General features: G+C 68.9%; 12 protein-coding genes and 1 tRNA gene. 7 read left to right on the top strand and 6 right to left on the bottom strand.

Features of this window, described 5'->3' with window-relative positions:
• From RIF89_RS04340 to RIF89_RS04320, 5 genes are all read left to right on the top strand, one after another.
• Positions 1-638 (top strand): MFS transporter (locus tag RIF89_RS04340; protein WP_309067917.1); only part of this gene is annotated, 638 nt, incomplete at its 5' end.
• A gap of 67 nt (positions 639-705) precedes the next feature.
• Complete coding sequence (gene manD, locus RIF89_RS04335) at positions 706-1,932, top strand: D-mannonate dehydratase ManD (protein WP_309067916.1); 1,227 nt, start codon at positions 706-708, stop codon at positions 1,930-1,932.
• Positions 1,922-2,575: a bifunctional 4-hydroxy-2-oxoglutarate aldolase/2-dehydro-3-deoxy-phosphogluconate aldolase gene (locus tag RIF89_RS04330; RefSeq protein ID WP_309067915.1), complete on the top strand. Its 654-nt coding sequence runs from the start codon at positions 1,922-1,924 to the stop codon at positions 2,573-2,575. The genes manD and RIF89_RS04330 overlap by 11 nt, the downstream gene beginning before the upstream one ends.
• The gene (locus RIF89_RS04325) at positions 2,572-3,531 is read left to right on the top strand and encodes a sugar kinase (RefSeq protein WP_309067914.1); all 960 of its coding nucleotides are present in this window, start codon (positions 2,572-2,574) and stop codon (positions 3,529-3,531) included. The genes RIF89_RS04330 and RIF89_RS04325 overlap by 4 nt, the downstream gene beginning before the upstream one ends.
• Before the next feature lie 52 nt (positions 3,532-3,583).
• Complete coding sequence (locus tag RIF89_RS04320) at positions 3,584-4,051, top strand: DUF3237 family protein (protein ID WP_309067913.1); 468 nt, start codon at positions 3,584-3,586, stop codon at positions 4,049-4,051.
• 14 nt (positions 4,052-4,065) lie between these two features.
• On the opposite strand, the gene gdhA is transcribed toward RIF89_RS04320, so the two are convergent.
• Positions 4,066-5,412, bottom strand: a complete 1,347-nt coding sequence (gene gdhA, locus RIF89_RS04315) for an NADP-specific glutamate dehydrogenase (protein ID WP_309067918.1) — start codon at positions 5,410-5,412, stop codon at positions 4,066-4,068.
• Positions 5,413-5,839: 427 nt separating this feature from the next.
• Between gdhA and RIF89_RS04310 the strand changes: the two genes are divergently transcribed.
• Positions 5,840-6,046 carry a hypothetical protein gene (locus RIF89_RS04310; protein WP_309067912.1) on the top strand — a complete coding sequence of 69 codons (207 nt, stop codon included), beginning with the start codon at positions 5,840-5,842 and terminating at the stop codon, positions 6,044-6,046.
• A gap of 441 nt (positions 6,047-6,487) precedes the next feature.
• Positions 6,488-9,112, top strand: a complete 2,625-nt coding sequence (locus RIF89_RS04305) for a DUF4062 domain-containing protein (RefSeq protein WP_309067911.1) — start codon at positions 6,488-6,490, stop codon at positions 9,110-9,112.
• 565 nt (positions 9,113-9,677) lie between these two features.
• On the opposite strand, the gene RIF89_RS04300 is transcribed toward RIF89_RS04305, so the two are convergent.
• The 5 genes from RIF89_RS04300 to RIF89_RS04280 all read right to left on the bottom strand — a co-directional run.
• Positions 9,678-9,938, bottom strand: coding sequence for a hypothetical protein (locus RIF89_RS04300; protein WP_309067910.1), 261 nt, complete (start codon positions 9,936-9,938; stop codon positions 9,678-9,680).
• Positions 9,895-10,596 carry a hypothetical protein gene (locus RIF89_RS04295; protein WP_309067909.1) on the bottom strand — a complete coding sequence of 234 codons (702 nt, stop codon included), beginning with the start codon at positions 10,594-10,596 and terminating at the stop codon, positions 9,895-9,897. Before RIF89_RS04295 ends, RIF89_RS04300 begins: the two co-directional genes overlap by 44 nt.
• 706 nt (positions 10,597-11,302) lie before the next feature.
• A tRNA-Met gene (locus RIF89_RS04290) sits at positions 11,303-11,376 on the bottom strand.
• Between the two features lie 172 nt (positions 11,377-11,548).
• Complete coding sequence (locus tag RIF89_RS04285; protein WP_309067908.1) at positions 11,549-14,464, bottom strand: UPF0182 family protein; 2,916 nt, start codon at positions 14,462-14,464, stop codon at positions 11,549-11,551.
• A 79-nt stretch (positions 14,465-14,543) separates the two neighbouring features.
• Positions 14,544-15,532, bottom strand: a 989-nt coding sequence (locus RIF89_RS04280) for a S16 family serine protease (RefSeq protein ID WP_309067907.1), incomplete at its 5' end; no start/stop codon positions are given.

The raw sequence follows: 15,532 nt of genomic DNA, 5'->3' as shown, positions 1-15,532 counted from the left end.
GCGACATCCGCACGCTCGAGGCGATGCAGCGCAAGCCCATCAAGGCGTTCATCATCGCGCTGCTGCTGCGGTTCGGTCAGGCCGGCAACTCCGGCATGATCCAGACCTACCTGATCAGCTACATCACTGTCGTGCTGCTGCTGGATCGCTCGATCGGCGTCAACGCCGTGATCGTCTCCTCGCTCGTCGCGTTCATCACCGTGCCGCTGTCCGGCTGGCTCGGCGACCGCTTCGGCCGCAAGCGCATGTACATGGTGTGGGCGGTCGTCGCGCTCATCGTGATCGTGCCCACCATGCTCATGATCAGCAGCAAGGACACCGCGCAGGTCTTCATCGGCTACGTCGTGCTGCACAACCTCGCGGTGATGAGCTTCGCCTCGCTCGAGAACCTGACGCTCCCGGAGATCTTCGGCGCGCGCAATCGCTACACCTACACGGCGATGGCCCGTGAGATCGCCGCCATCGTCGCGACCGGTGCGGGACCGGTGATCGCCGCCGCCTGGGTCTCCGCCGCCACGGGGTCGTTCATCCCGATCGTCATCATGCTCGTGTTCTTCACGCTCTGCGCGCTCGTCGCGTCGATCTGGATGCCCGAGGTCGCCGGCCGCGACCTGACCGACCCGCGCGACGCGATCTGACCGCCCCGCCATCTGCACCCGGGGCGCGGGCGACCTCGCCCGCGCCCCACATCTTCAGGAGAACGCCATGACCATCGAGCTCGTCGACGTCAACGTCACCAGCCCCGGGCGCAATTTCGTCACGCTCAAGATCACGACCTCCGACGGGCTCGTCGGCTGGGGCGACGCCACCCTCAACGGCCGCGAGCTGGCCGTCGCCTCCTACCTCGCCGACCATGTCGCCTCGACGCTCATCGGCCGCGACGAGGACCGCATCGAGGACACCTGGCAGTACCTCTACCGCGGACCGTACTGGCGACGCGGGCCCGTGACGATGGCGGCGATCGCCGCGGTCGACATGGCGCTGTGGGACATCAAGGCCAAGAAGGCCGGCATGCCCCTGTATCAGCTGCTCGGCGGTGCGAGCCGGGAGGGCGTGCGCGTCTACGCCCACGCGTCCGGCACCGACTACGCCGCGCTCAAGAACGCGATCGCCGGCTATCAGGAGCTCGGCTTCACGGCCGTGCGCGTGCAGACCGGCGTTCCCGGACTGGGCCAGATCTACGGCGTCTCCGCATCCGGTCCCGGCGTGCGCTACGACTACGAGCCCGCCAAGCGCTCCGGCGACCGCCCCGCCGAGGAGCGCTGGGACACCCGCAACTACCTGAGCCACATGCCCGGCGTCTTCGCCCGGATCCGGGAGGACTTCGGCAGCGACCTGCGCGTCCTCCACGACGGTCACCACCGCATGTCGCCGATCGAAGCCGCGCGCTTCGCGAAGGACATCGAGCCCTACGACCTGTTCTGGCTGGAGGACTGCACTCCGGGAGAGGACCAGACCGCGCTGCGCCTGGTGCGCCAGCACTCGACGACGCCCCTCGCGATCGGCGAGGTGTTCAACTCGGTGTTCGACTACCAGACGCTCATCACCGAACGTCTCATCGACTACGTGCGCTCAGCCGTCACGCACACCGGCGGCATCACGGCCATGAAGAAGCTGCTCGACTTCGCCGCGATCTACGGCATCAAGTCGGGAATCCACGGGCCCACCGACATCTCCCCGGTCGGCATGGCGGCGGCCCTGCATCTCGACCTCGCGATCCACAACTTCGGCATCCAGGAGTACATGCCGCACAACGAGCAGACGCTCGAGGTGTTCCAGACGTCGTTCACGTTCGACAAGGGCTTCCTGCACCCCGGTGACCAGCCCGGGCTCGGCGTCGAGCTCGACGAGGAGGCCGCGGCCGCCCACGAGTACACCAAGGCGTACCTGCCGGTGAACCGCCTGCTCGACGGGACCGTGCATGACTGGTGAGACGCGTCGAGTGCCCCTGCCGCAGCGCACGGTCGACGCCAGGCTGATCGTGGTGGCTCGCGCGCAGCGGGCCGAGGACTACGACGCGGTGCTGGACGTGCTCGTCGACGCGGGCATCCGCAGTGTCGAGCTCACGCTCACCACGCCCGGGACGTTCGATCACCTGCCCCGTCTCATCGCCCGTTTCGGAGACGAGATCGACCTCGGCGTCGGCACGGTGACGAACGCCGACGACCTGACCCGCGCGGTCGACGCCGGGGCGGGCTACCTCGTGACGCCGATCACGTCGACCGCGCTCGTGGCGCAGGCGACGACCGCCGGGGTGCCGATCGTTCCCGGAGGCCTGACACCCACGGAGCTGTACGCCTCGTGGTCTGCCGGCGCGTCGGCGGTGAAGGTGTTCCCGGCCGGTCAGGTCGGCCCCTCGTATCTGAAGGATCTGCGGGGCCCGTTCCCCGACCTCGTCGCCGTGCCCTCGGGCGGCGTCGACCTCGCGGGAGCCGAGGCGTGGCTGCGCGCGGGCGCCGTCGCGGTCAGCATAGGCGGGCCGCTGCTCGGCGACGCCTTCGCGGGAGGCAACCTGCGGGAGCTGCGTGAACGCGCAGCCGCTTTCGTCGACGTGTGCGATCGGAGGGACTCGTGAGCGCTTCAGCGCCTTCTGTCGTCACGCTCGGCGAGACCATGGCGCTCATGCGCACGACCGAGCTCGGCTCACTGCGCCACGCGAGCACGCTGGCTCTCGGGATCGGCGGCGCCGAGAGCAATGTCGCGATCGGCCTCGCGCGCCTCGGCGTCGCCACGTCGTGGCTCGGACGGGTCGGCGACGACTCGCTCGGTGAACGCGTCGTCCGCGAGATCAGCGGTGACCGCGTCGACGTGCGCGCGATTATCGATCCGGACGCTCCGACCGGCCTGATGGTGAAAGAGCGGCCCTCGGCATCCGCCACGGCCGTGCACTACTACCGGGCCGGCACCGCCGGATCACGGCTGCGGCCGGAGGACCTGCCGGACGAGTGGGTCGAGAAGGCGTCGCTGCTGCACATCACCGGGATCACTCCCCTGCTGTCGGAGACGGCGCGCGCCGCGGTGCACGCCTCGGTGGACAGGGCACGTGCAGCGGGGGTCGTCGTGACCTTCGACATCAACTACCGGTCCCGCCTCGCCTCACCGGAGGCTGCCGGACCCGTCCTGCGCGAGCTCGCGGAGCGCGCCGACATCGTCTTCGGCGGCGAGGAGGAGTTCGCGCTCCTGTATCGCGACGTCCCGATCGCGGATGCCGCGGCCCGGCTGAGGGACGCGGGCTGTGCCACGACCGTGCTCAAGCAGGGGCCGGGCGGCGCCACGGTCTTCACGGCGGAATCGGTGGTCGACGCCCCGGGGTTCACGATCGACCCGGTGGACACCGTCGGGGCGGGGGACGCGTTCGTCGCGGGATACCTCAGTGCGCTGCTCTCCGAGCTCGACCTGGAGGCGGTGCTGCACCGGGCGAACGCGTGCGGCGCCATGGCGTGCCTCGTGCCAGGCGATTGGGAGGCCGCGCCGACCCTGTGCGACCTCGAGCGGTTCCTGCACAGCGACGGCGACCCGGTCCGGCGTTGATCCTGCGCTTCGGATGATCCGGGCCGGGGCTCGCTCCCGATAGCGTGTTGCGATGACTGCACAGAGCGGACCTCCGGTTCCCACGCTCGAGCGCTCATTCGAGGTGGTCGCCGAACTGGGGCCGCTCGAGGATCACGGGATGACGCGCTCGGGTCACCGGCGCATCATCCCGGTGATCGGCGGCACGATCAGCGGCGACGTCACCGGCGTCATCATTCCGGGCGGCGCGGATTGGCAGACCGTGCGAGCGGACGGCTCGATCGAGATCGACGGCCGCTACAGCGCCCGTTGCGACGACGGAGTGCTTCTGTACATCGGGGCGCAGGGCGTACGCAGCGGCGACCCCGCCGTACTGGAGGCGCTGCTGCGCGGCGAGGACGTGGACCCCACCGCCTACTACTTCCGAGCAGCGCTCACGATCGAGTCCGCGCGCAAACCCGAGCTCGAGCGCTCCCTGTACGTGGCGTCCTATGTCCGCGAGGCGAATCGGGTCCGCTACGTCGCCTACCGCGTGACCTGACGCCGCACGGCGCGTCAGATGACGCCGAAGGCGAGCATCGCGTCGGCGACCCGCATGAACCCCGCGATGTTCGCGCCCGCGACGTAGTCGCCCGGTACGCCGTACTCGTCGGCCGTCTCGAGGCAGCGGTCATGGATCGAGCGCATGATGCCCTCGAGGCGCTCTTCCGTGTACTCGAACGACCACGAGTCCCGCGACGCGTTCTGCTGCATCTCGAGCGCGCTGGTCGCCACGCCTCCCGCGTTCGCCGCCTTGCCAGGAGCGAACTTCACGCCCGCCTCCCGCAGCGAGCGGATGGCTGCAGGGGTGGTGGGCATGTTCGCGCCCTCCGAGACCACCCGCACGCCGCCCCTGATCAGGGCGATGGCGCCGTCCTCATCGAGCTCGTTCTGCGTCGCCGCCGGCAGGGCGATGTCCGCCTGCACGTCCCAGATGGAGCCGCCCGCGACATATGCGGCACCGCCGCGCTCGTCGGCGTACTCGTTGATCCGCGCCCGGCGCACCTGCTTGACCTCCTTCAGCAGTTCGAGGTCGATCCCCTTCTCGTCGACCACGTAGCCGCTCGAGTCGGAGACCGCCACCACCGTGCCGCCGAGCTGGTGCACCTTCTCGATGGCGTAGGTCGCGACGTTGCCCGACCCGGAGACGACCACGCGCTTGCCGTCGAACGAGTCACCGGTCGTGCGCAGCATCTCGTTGGCGAAGAACACCGCGCCGTACCCGGTGGACTCGGTACGCACGAGCGATCCGCCCCATCCGATGCCCTTGCCGGTCAGCACGCCCGACTCGTACCGGTTCGTGATCCGCTTGTACTGGCCGAACAGGTAGCCGATCTCGCGTCCGCCGACGCCGATGTCCCCCGCGGGCACATCCGTGTACTCGCCGATGTGGCGGTACAGCTCGGTCATGAACGACTGGCAGAACCGCATGACCTCGCCGTCGGACTTCCCCTTCGGGTCGAAGTCGGACCCGCCTTTGCCGCCGCCGATCGGCAGACCGGTGAGCGCGTTCTTGAAGATCTGCTCGAACCCGAGGAACTTCACGATGCCGACGTTGACCGAGGGGTGGAAGCGCAGGCCCCCCTTGTACGGTCCGAGGGCCGAGTTGAACTCGACACGGAAGCCGCGGTTGACCTGAACGCGTCCGGCGTCGTCGACCCACGGCACGCGGAAGATGATCTGACGCTCGGGCTCGCACAAGCGCCGGATGAGGTCCGCATCCACGAGCCCGCCCGGGCGGTCGACCACGGGACCCAGGCTCTCGAGGACCTCTCGGGCGGCCTGGTGGAACTCGGGTTCGCCGGCGTTCCGGCGCACGATCTCTTCGAAGATCGGCATCAGGTGTTCGTGCAGCTGCGGCATGGGGCTCTCCATCAGCGTGAGGCGCTCACCGGTGGACACCGGACGCGCATTGAGGCAGGACTCCCTGCGGCCGAGTCACGACGGCGGCGGCGCTCGACATGGAGATCGGTTCGATCTCCCGTGACACCTGTGGGCGCCGCGTGGGATGCGACCACCGTACATCGCCCGCCGGCGGGTGCCGGCCGGAGACGCGAAAGCACGAGAGCACTACCCCTACCGCGACGCCGACGCCGACGCCCACCGAGGCATCGGCGTCCACGTGCGAGAACATCCTGACGGCGGAGCGGCTCGAGTCGCTGGTTGCCTACCCGCTCCAGGCGACCGAGCGCCCGGTCTCGATCGGCGAGGCCACTGGGGAGCTGGCGGGCGGAGTCCTCTGCCTGTAGGCACCGCCGGGAGCGGCCACCGACAACGTGTGGGCATACGGATGGGCCCCCTGGCACCCGGTAAACGGGAGCTGGTCGAGACGGATCTCGAGGCCATGGTGCAAAGCGGCGGCTCCTTCGAGCGCACCGATGGCGTCACCTACGCCTTCTCCACTGCCGTGGCCCCCATGGCGTTTGAGGTCACCGACGAGGCGATGTGGATTGCGCCGACCCTAGAAGATCTCGAGTCGGTGACTTGGGGCAGATAGCAGCCAGGCGAGTACGCGCGAGCGTCGCGCCCGGCGGCCGACGCGAGTGAACGACCCCGCACTCTCGCTGAGCGACGCGCGCTGGTTAGGAGGGAGAGACTCTCTCCTCATCGGGCGGAGGGGCCGCCTCCCGTTTCCGTCGGTCGTGCCGCTGCTTGAGCCGGCTGGCGACCGCGAGCGAACCGGACCCGAGCGTGGGGATCCTCGACGCGGATTGCGACGCCGCCATCGGCGCGGGCGATCTGGTGGACGATCCGCTCGGGCGCGTCGGTGCCGCGCCGCGGTGCAGGCGTGACCCTGCGCGGCGGGCCTCGACCTCCGCAGCGTGAGGACTTTCATGGGGAGGGCCTCGACGAGGTCATCGTCTGCGAGCGAGGCCGACGAGCTCGGATTGACGTGAGAGTCCTGGCGCGCAGCGCCCCGCAGGTCCAAGATGTGGGCATGACCGGCGCGCACCGGCCTGTGATCCGCACTCCCGATCAGCGGATCCGGGTGTTCGTGAGCTCGACCCTGCGCGAGCTCGCCGAGGAGCGCCGGGCCGCCCGAGCCGCGATCGAGCGCTTGCGGCTCGCGCCCGTGATGTTCGAGCTCGGCGCTCGCCCGCATCCGCCGCGCGCGCTCTACCGCTCGTACCTCGCGCAGAGCGACGTGTTCGTCGGCATCTACGCCGACAGCTACGGCTGGGTCGCGCCCGACGAGGAGGTCTCGGGCCTCGAGGACGAGTACGCGCTCGCACCGCGGGACATGCCGAAGCTCATCTACGTGCGCGCCTCCGAGCACCGGGAGCCGCGGCTCGAGGGCCTCATCGCGCGCATCCGCTCCGACGACACCGCGGCCTACCTGCCGTTCGCCACGGCGGCAGAGCTCGAGGAGCTCGTGTCGAACGACCTCGCGACGCTGCTCGCCGAGCGCTTCGACGAGTCGCGGCTGCACAACGAGGGCGGGGCGGAGGAGATCCCGCCGACCCCCGAGTCGCGTATCCCGATGCCCCCGACGAGCACGATCGGCCGCGAGCGCGAGATCGCCGAGGTGCGGTCGCTCTTCGAGCGCGGCACGAAGCTCGTCAGCCTTGTCGGCCCGGGCGGGATCGGCAAGAGCAGGCTCGCGATCGAGGTCGCGCAGGGGACCGCGGACCTGTTCCCGGACGGGCGGTACTTCCTCCCGCTCGAGGGGGTGTTCGAGCCGGGACTGCTGCTGCCGACGGTCGCGTACGTGCTCGGCATCCGCGACACCGGCGAGGCGGCGCTCGAGGAGCGCATCTCGCGAGCGCTCGCGGGCCGGCGCGTGCTGCTCGTGCTCGACAACTTCGAGCAGATCGTGGAGGCGGCGCCCCTGCTCGTGCGGCTGCTCGACGTTGCGCCGTCGGTGTCGCTGCTCGTCACGAGCCGCACGGTGCTGCGGATCCGAGGGGAGCGCGTGTTCGAGGTGAAGGCGCTCGGCGTGCCCGACGCCGTCGCGCGACCGAGTGTCGAGCGGGTGCGCAGCTCCCCTGCCGGCGCCCTCTTCGTGGACCGCGCGCAAGCCGTGAAGCCCGACTTCGAGCTCTCGGCCGAGAATGCGCCCGCGGTCGCCGACATCTGCCGACGGCTCGAGGGGCTGCCCCTCGCGATCGAGCTCGCCGCCGCGAAGGTGCGGCTGCTCACCCCGCACGGCATCGCGCAGCGGCTCGAGGAGAGCCTGCCGCTCCTCACCGCTGCCGCCCGGGATCTGCCCGACCGTCACCGCACAATGCGCGCGACGATCGACTGGAGCGTGAGCCTGCTGCCCGCCGAGCAGCGCGCCCAGCTCGAGGACCTCGGCGTCTTCGCCCGCCAGTTCACGCTCGAGGCGATGGAGGCGCTCGGTGCCGGCCGCGCGTGGGAAGGCCAGGCGATCGACGGCATCGCCGGCCTCATCGACGCCTCGCTCGTTCGTCAGACGGAGGTCGGCGGCCGGTCGGTGCTGTCGTTGCTCGCCGTCGTGCGGGAGTATGCGCTCGGCCGCCTCAAGGAGAACGGCGAGTCGGCGCGGATGCGTGCAGCCCATGCCGACTACTACAGCGATCTCGTCGCCGCGATCGCACCGGGGCTCCGGGGCGCCGGGCAGAGCGAGGCCGTCGTGCAGCTCGGCCTCGAGCTGCCGAACCTGCGCGCCGCCGTGCGCCACCTCGTGCACATCGACCGACTCGACGACGCGGGGGACTTCGCCTGGCGCCTGCTCGTCTACTGGTGGATCGCCGGATTCTTCGGCGAGGTGCGGGTTTGGATGCTCGAGCTGCTCGGCAAGGACCAGCCCATCTCACCGCACACGCGCGCGGTCGCGTGGTTCTTCGCCCTGTGGAGCGAGATGTGGCAGCACCCGACGGAGGAGGTCGTCGCGGGGCTCGGCGAGTGCGTGCGGCTCTTCACCGAGAGCGGCGACGGCGACGCGGCCGCGATGGCGACCGCGGCACGCGCGACCGCGCGGCTGCAGCTGCCGCTCCCCGACCTCGACACCGCCGAGCGGGAGCTCGCGGATGCTGTCCACCAGCTGCGGGACCTCGGCAACGCGTGGGCGGAGGCGATCACCGAGGTATCGCGCGGTCGGCTCGCGTGGCTGCGCGGCCTCACCGACGATGCGCAGTCGTGCTTCGACCGAGCGACGGAGGTCGCCGAGTCGGTCGGCGACCAGTTCACCGTCTCGGTCGCGGGCAACCACCAGGCGAGGCTGCAACTCGTGCGGGGTGACATCGACACCGCGGAGGCGGGCTGCGTGCGCACTCTGCTCGTCTCGGTGCGGCTGCACTTCGAGGAGGGGGTCGCCTACGCGCTCGAGGGGCTCTGCGCGGTCGCCGCGGCACGCGGTGACGCGGAGCGGGCGGGGATGCTCTCGGCCGTCGCCCACGCCATCCGGCAGCGCATCGGCGTGTTCGACGCGGAGGCGTTCACCGTGCACATGCCGCAACTCGACGGCATCCGCTCGGCGAAGCCGGAGGCGGTCGCCGCAGGTGAGCGGCGGGGCGCAGAGCTGACGGTGCCGGAGGCGATCGCCCTCGCGCTTCCCCAGCAGGAGCGCGAGCAGCTCGCGCCGGAGCTGGCCCGCTGGTGAGCGGGACCGGCGACTGTCCCCCACGACCATCGGGTGCATGTCCTGCCGGGAGCCGGACTCTTGACCGAGTCCAAGGCGGAGGTCACTCCTACCGAGGCAAGACAGAAGGCCCGGTCCTTGCGGATCGGGCCTTCTTCTTGTTGCGGGAACAGGATTTGAACCTGGGACGTCTGGGCTGCGAGCGGACTATCGAGCGATCTGCGACTTCTACGGCATTGCCGCCGCACTAGCAGGATCGACGTGAGCGCAGTCAGCCCTGGGCCGCTAGGTACCGCCCGAAGGCAGCCCTTGCAACCAAGCCCAGAGCGACGGGCAGCGCGATCAACAGTCCATATTGGAGTGGTAGGGCAGCGATCACGGGCGGGTCAACCAGGATGAAAGCCGTTCCGATGATCACTACCAACAGCCGCGCCAAGGTCCACACTTGCGATGCTCGCGTCGGTCGCTCAGCCGAGTCGTTCGGCACATCGCGCAAGCCCATGATCCAAGCGCCCAAGAGGAAGGAGCAGAGAGGAAGCGCCACCACTGCCAAGAACGTGATGAAAGACGGCATATCCTGGAAAACCTATCTAGTCGTCGCCAAGGCGTAGCAGGATCCGAGGCCGATGATGTTGAACACAGATTTGCCGATCTCGTTGATGAATGTCTCGAGAGCCGTAATCTGGGACTTGGTAAGGCTGCTCTTCTTTTTGACGTACTTCTTGAGCAGATCGATGACCTTGCTCATTTTGCCGCCGAGCTTGTTGTAGGCCGCTATCGCCTTCTTGGCGCCCTTAACGATCTTATCGGCCTTCGCGAACGCGGCGATGACCTTCGCGGCGCCCACCGCCAGCGAAGCGATCTCGGCAGCGCAGATCGCTTGCGGTGCCGATCACCCACCAGAGCGACGGATCCGCGACGACCGGGAACGCCGTGTCCTCCGTGAAGTCCACGATCTGGACGAGGTCCTGCCCGCGCACCTCGTAACGGGTGGGCACCGGTTCGCCATTCGCATCCACCGCCCACGCCGCATCCACCGAGCCGAGCAGGCTCTCGACGGTGGCTTCCTGGCCTGCATCATCGACGATGTCCTCAGAACCATAGATCTCAACGGAACCGTCCGGCAGCAGGCGCGGCTCGCCGCTCCCGAGTGAGTAGGTGTACTCGTGCGAGGCGGAAGCGTCCGTGATGACCGTGTTGATCCGCGTGCCCTCGCCGCTAGTGATCACCGTCACCGACGCTGCACCCTCGTCCGACGCTGCGTAGCTGACGCTGCCGTCCTCGGCGACGAGGCCATCGCCCGTTTCTGCTTTTTCCGGCAGGCCGATCTCGACGCCGGCACCGAAGCTGATTGCTCCGTCTCCCTCGAGAGGAAGGATCGCCGCCGCCTCATCCAGGTCGCCCGCAACCAGGAAACCTTCTTCGCCGAGGGAGACCGGCTCGACGATCTCCTCTTCGGGGATCTGCAGAGCCGCGGGCGTCAGCTCCGCGACGGTCTCCGCCACTGCGGTTGCCTCGGCAGAAGGAGATAGAGCGTCCTCCGCGTAGGCAGGCAAGGGAACCAACACGCCGGCCATCAGTGCACCAGCTCCAATCAAACCGATTGATGCCATCTGTGGCCGCGCGGTGCAAATTTCAGCTTCGCCGTATCTCCTTGTCAACCTCTGGGACGAGGTACTCGGAAAGTATCCACACACTCGAAATGTGTCAACAATTCAGGACGCCCCCGCGCAGACGTAAACCGGAATTTCACCTTCGCATCGAAAAGCCTGTCCCCCATTCCGCCGACACCGTCCGTTAGCGCCGAGTCGGGCTCATCGAACGTCAGCGGAAGTCCTCTCGCCAATTCGCCGAGGCAAGAGCACTGAAAAGTCAGGCCGACCGGGCTCGTCGAGCGGTCCGTAGTCATCGGCCACGGCGAAGATGCGGCGGAGCGCGTCCTTCGCCGGATCCGATCTGAGTCCGGTTCCCACTGCATTGCTCGCGCCGACGCCTCCGGCGGTGTGTCGAGCGAAGAGGATCCGATCAGGCTGAAGGCGACCCTCGCGCGGAATCAATCCACCATCCAGCCAGCCGCACGCAGGAACGCTCAGCGGGCGAACGCACACCACTGAGCGAAGTTCACATCTAGACCGGAGTCCAGAACCGAGGTCACTCCTACCGAGGCAAAGCAGAAGGCCCGGAACCTTGCGGTTCCGGGCCTTCTTCTTGTTGCGGGGACAGGATTTGAACCTGCGACCTCTGGGTTATGAGCCCAGCGAGCTACCGAGCTGCTCCACCCCGCGGCACAAGAGAAAACTCTAGCACGGCCTGAGCGGGGGCGCCAATCGCGAGGACATCCGCGATTCCCGGGCGCGTCATCCGACGTTCACCGACGCGTCGGACGGCACCGGAAAGCCGCGAGGCGAGGGCGATCCCGATGGATCACCCTCGCCTCGAGCACCGGCGCAGCGGCGGCTACGGCTGCAGCTCCAGCAGGCGCTGGACCGCCTGCGTCAGACGCGCGTCGGCCTCGGCGTACGCCACCTGATCGTCGGCCTCGAGAGCGGCCTGCTTGGCCTCCAGCGCCGACTGGACGTCCGCGAGGGCCTGCTCGTACGTGTCGCCCTCGACCGGCGGAGTCTCGCCATCCGTGGGAGGGGTCTCCCCCTCGTCAGGCGGCGTCTCGCCGTCGGCCGGCGGGGTCTCCGGGTCGGTCGGCGTCACGCCCTCGTCGCCCGTCTGCGCACCGGAGTCGCCGCCGAACAGCGAATCCAGCGCCTCGGCGAGCGTGTCCTCGAACGCGAGCTGGTCACCGAAGGCCACGAGCACCTTGCGCAGCAGCGGGTACTGCGTGCCACCCGTCGACTGCACGAACACGGGCTGGACGTACAGCAGACCGCCTCCGACCGGCAGCGTCAGCAGGTTGCCGAGCCGCACGTTCGAGTTTCCGATCTGCAGCACGTTCATCTGCGACGCGATGTTGGCATCGGAGTCGAACGCGTTCTGCACCTGGCCGGGACCGGGCACGGTCGTGTCCGCGGAGATCTCCAGCAGCCGCAGCTTCCCGTAGTCCTCGCGCTTCTCCCCCTCCTCGCTGCCGGCGTCCGAGTCGACGGACAGGTAGCCCGTCAGCACGTTGCGCTGGCCGCCCTCGGGGATGAAGCTCGTGAACATCGAGAACGTGGGCTGCTCCTGCCCCGGCATGCGCATCGACAGGTAGTACGGCGGCTGCAGCACCTGGTCGTTGGCGGGGTCCGCCGGCGCCGTCCACGCGTTGTCACGCTGGTAGAACTGCCCGGCGGTGTCGACGTGATAGGTGCCGAGCATGGCGCGCTGCACCTTGAACAGGTCGGTCGGGTAGCGCACGTGGCTCATGAGCTCGCCGCTCATCTCGCTGATGGGCTCGACGGTGGACGGATACACCTTCTGCCACGTCTGCAGCACCGGATCGTTCTCGTCCCACGCGTAGAGGGTCACGCTGCCGTCGTACGCGTCGACGGTCGCCTTGACCGAGTTGCGGATGTAGTTGATGTCGTCGATCCGCAGGTTCGGCGCGGGGTTCGTGGAGTCGCTGATCGCGCTCGACAGGCTCACGCCCGACGAGTACGGGTACGAGGAGCTGGTCGTGTACGCGTCGACGATCCAGACGATCCGGCCGTCCACCACGCTGGGGTACGGGTCACTGTCGATCGTGAGGTACGGGGCGACCTTCTGCACGCGCAGCGACGGGTCGCGGTCGTAGAGGATCTGCGACTCGGCGTTCACGTTGTCGGAGAAGAGGATCTGCTCCGACTGGAACTTCATGGCGTACAGCAGCTTGTGGAAGAAGTTGCCGACGCTCGGTCCGCCCTCGCCCTCGAACGTCGTGCGGGTCTCGTTCGCACCCTCCTCGCCGCGCGGGTAGTCGAGCTCCATGTCCTCCGCGCCGTCGGGAGCACCGACGATCGAGTACGTCGGCGAGTTCTCGCCGAAGTACACGCGCGGCTCGTAGTCGAGCTCCGACAGGAAGCCCGACGACGGGATGCTGCCCTCGATGAAGACGGGCTCACCCTCGTTCGTGCGCTCGTTGCCCTTCGCCGCCACCATGCCGTAGCCGTGCGTGTAGACCATGGTCGTGTTCTGCCACGTCTGGGCGCTCGCGTCGAGCTCGTCGAGGTTGAGCTCGCGCACCGCGACGACGGTGTCCTGCGTCTCGCCGTCGATCTCGTACCGGTCGACGTCGAGGCGCTCATTGAAGCCGTAGTACGGGCGATACTGCTGCAGCTGACGCACCGTGGGGCTGATGATGCCCGGATCCATCAGCCGCAGCGATGCGGTGGTGTCGGCGTCGTTGCGCAGCTGCCCGGCCTCGGCCTCGGTCTCCGCGCTGAACTCCGTCTTCTCGATCCCGTCGAGTCCGTACGCGGCGCGGGTGCTGTCGACGTTGCGCTGGAAGTAGTCCATCTCGAGTTCGCGCTCGTTCGGGCGCACCTGGAACGTCTGCACGGCCCAGGGGTAGCCGATCCCGACCACGAGCGACGTCACGATCAGCAGCGCGGTCGCGATCAGCGGGTACCGCCACTTGCCGATGAACGCCGTGACGAAGAACAGGATCGCCACGAGCGCGGCGACGATGGACAGGATCGTCTGCCCCGGGATGATCGCGTTCACGCCCGTGTACGCGGGTCCGGTGATCCGGCCGTCGACCTCCACGAGCGTCCGGAAGCGGTCGAGCCACAGGCTCGCCGCCTGGATCAGCAGGTACACGCCGGCGAGCACCGCGAGCTGGATGCGCGCGGGCTTCGAGATGCGCAGCTCGCCCTGTCCGACCCGCACCGAGCCGTACAGGTACGCCACGAGCGCCGTCATCAGCAGGCTGATGAGCACCACGGCCGAGGCGAAGCCCGCGAGCGCCGAGTAGAACGGCATCGCGAACATGTAGAAGCCGCCGTCGAGACCGAACTCGGGATCGCTCTGGCCTGTGGCGACGCCGTTGACCCACAGCCACGTGGTCTCCCACTGGGCCGACGCGGCGAATCCGGCGAAGAAGCCGAAGAACACCGGGATGCCCCACATCGCGAGGCGGCGCAGCGGCTCGACGACCTCCTGGTAGCGGTCGAGCTGCGAGCTCAGTCGCGCGTAGACCGGACGCAGGCGGTACGCCAGGAAGATCGCGAGCCACACCGGGCCCGCCATCGCGACGAAGCCGATGACGAACATCACCACCCGGGCGAGCCACTGCGTCGTCAGCACGCTCTGGAAGCCGAGCTGGTCGAACCAGAGGTACTCGGCGTAGAGGTTCGAGAACGCGAAGAACGCGACGACGAGGGCCGCGATCACCGAAAGGGAGATCGTGACGATACGTCGGAAGGGAGACGGCGCGGCCGCCTTTGGCGCAGGGGTCGTGGTCACCCTTGGAAGCCTACTAAGAGCTCCTTATGGGTCTGCCCTGAGCGGCGCATGTTCGCCCACGGGAGAACGCGGGTGCGGATCAGCCCGCGTCGCAGGTCGGGAGGTCGGCGGTGTCGCCCGCCGCGATGCCCTCGAGTGCCGTGAGCGCGTCCTCCAGCGTGCCGATCGAGAACACCTCCAGACCGTCCGGGACGTGCCCGACGACCTCGTTGCAGTTCTTCGCCGGTGCCAGGAACCACTCCGCCCCCGCGTCCCGGGCACCGTACAGCTTCTGCCGGATGCCGCCGATCGGGCCCACCGTGCCGTCGGCGGTGATCGTGCCGGTGCCGGCGACGTCCTCGCCGCCGTTGAGCGCGCCTGGCGTGAGCACGTCGATGATGCCGAGGGCGAACATCATGCCGGCGCTCGGGCCGCCGACGTTGTCGAGCTGGATCGTGACCTCGAACGGGAAGTCGTAGGCGGTCGTCAAGGTGATGCCGATCAGCCAGGCCTGCTCGCCCTCGATCTGCCCCTCCTCGGGCGTCACGGTGACCACGCCCTCCTCGCCGTCGCGCTCGTAAGCGATCTCGACCGGCTCGCCCCCGCCGTCCTGGATCAGCTCGCGCAGCTGCGTCGCCTCGGTCACGGGCGTGCCGTTCGCCGACAGGATGCGATCGCCCGCCTCGATGAGGCCGGCCGCGGGAGCGTCCTCGGAGGCGACGCCCGCCACGGCGACGGTCGCGTCGAGGTCGTAGCCGAGCTCGCCGAGCGCGGCGGCCGTGGCCTCGGCCTGCGAATCGACCATCAGCACCGCGTTCTGCTCTTCACGCTGCTCGCTCGTGACGCCCGCGGGGAACACCACGTCCAGCGGCACGACCGCGCGAGACGGGTCCAGCCACGCGATCGCGAGCTCGAACCACGAGGGCGTGCGCTCGCGGTTGCCGACGACCTGCACCGTGGTGAGGTCGAGCGTGCCCGCCGTGTCGTCGAACGTCTCGGTGCCCGCGATCTCGATCAGGGGAAGCTCGGCGCCGTCGGCCGACTCGGCGGTGCCGATCGTGTCGTACACCGGCCCCGGTCGCTGGATCA

Origin of the sequence: Microbacterium sp. (genome assembly GCF_031178525.1) — a bacterium.
In the GTDB taxonomy this organism is placed as follows: domain Bacteria; phylum Actinomycetota; class Actinomycetes; order Actinomycetales; family Microbacteriaceae; genus Microbacterium.
The sequence above is the reverse complement of the archived record's forward strand: the minus strand, read 5'-3'. Positions and strand labels throughout refer to the sequence as shown.

Excerpts from the sequence above, each read along its gene's own strand:
- manD (WP_309067916.1), top strand. The coding sequence starts at position 706 with ATGACCATCGAGCTCGTCGACGTCAACGTCACCAGCCCCGGGCGCAAT.
- RIF89_RS04330 (WP_309067915.1), top strand. The coding sequence starts at position 1,922 with ATGACTGGTGAGACGCGTCGAGTGCCCCTGCCGCAGCGCACGGTCGAC.
- RIF89_RS04320 (WP_309067913.1), top strand. The coding sequence starts at position 3,584 with ATGACTGCACAGAGCGGACCTCCGGTTCCCACGCTCGAGCGCTCATTC.
- gdhA (WP_309067918.1), bottom strand. The coding sequence starts at position 5,412 with ATGCCGCAGCTGCACGAACACCTGATGCCGATCTTCGAAGAGATCGTG.
- RIF89_RS04310 (WP_309067912.1), top strand. The coding sequence starts at position 5,840 with ATGGGCCCCCTGGCACCCGGTAAACGGGAGCTGGTCGAGACGGATCTC.
- RIF89_RS04305 (WP_309067911.1), top strand. The coding sequence starts at position 6,488 with ATGACCGGCGCGCACCGGCCTGTGATCCGCACTCCCGATCAGCGGATC.